Below are 1,007 nucleotides of genomic sequence, written 5' to 3' on the forward strand. Positions count from 1 at the left end.
CCCACCTGCCCAGGCGCCCGCCGCTCCAGCGTCTCCGGGTCCACGATGGCCAGTCGCTGTTCCGCCAGCGTCCGGCCACACCCCACCAGCGTCCGTGCCCCGGCCTCCGCCGCGCCCACTTCCTCCGCGCGGTGCTGCTCCAGCGCAGTGGACGACAGCGTCACCGACACCGGCGGCGCTGACTTCTCGCCTCCGGAAACTATCAGCGTCCCTTCCGCCAGCCCGTAGCACGGGTAGAAGGCCTCACGCCGGAAGCCACTGGGGCCGAACGCCTCCACGAAGCGCTCCAGCGTCTCCGGCCGAATCGGCTCCGCGCCGCAGAAGGCCACCTCCCACCGGCTCAAGTCCAACGCCCGCCGCTCTTCCGGCGTGCTCTTCTTCACGCACAAGTCGAACGCGAAGTTCGGCCCACCGCTGATGGTGCCCCCAAACTTCGACACCGCCTCCAGCCACGCCATGGGCCGCTTGAGGAACGTCATCGGCGACATGAGTGCCACCGGGAAGCCCCCGTACAGCGGCTCCAGGATGCCGCCGATGAGCCCCATGTCGTGGTACGGCGGCAGCCAGATGACGCCCTGGCTCTCCCTGCGCGCGCCGAACGCCCCGTGGATGAGCGACAGGTTGTGCAGCAGGTTGCCGTGCGTGAGCATCACGCCCTTCGGCGTCCCCGTGCTCCCGGACGTGTACTGCAGGAACGCCAGCGACTCCGTCCCCAACTCCGGCGCCACCCACTCGCGCTCGCCACCCTCCGGCAGCGAATCCGTCGCCATCCAGTGCAGCGCACGGAAGTCCGGCGCCTGCTCGAAGACGAAATCAGAAAGCTCCAGGATGCCCGACGTGGTGAGCACCACCGTCGCCCGAGCGTCCTGGATGATGGCCCGCAGCCGGGGCAGGGTGCGCTCCAGCCGCATCGGGTCCGGCGGATACGCGGGCACCGCCACCGCCCCGGCATACAGGCAGCCGAAGAACCCGGCGATGTAGTCCAGCCCCGGCGGGTACAGCAGCAG

1 protein-coding gene is annotated in these 1,007 nt (G+C 70.1%); it reads right to left on the reverse strand.

All coding sequences use genetic code 11. From position 1 onward, the window contains the following. Positions 1-1,007, reverse strand: a 1,007-nt coding sequence (locus D7X96_RS40615) for an AMP-binding protein (RefSeq protein WP_208647448.1), incomplete at both ends; no start/stop codon positions are given.

It is taken from the genome of Corallococcus interemptor, from assembly GCF_003668875.1.
Lineage (GTDB): Bacteria > Myxococcota > Myxococcia > Myxococcales > Myxococcaceae > Corallococcus > Corallococcus interemptor.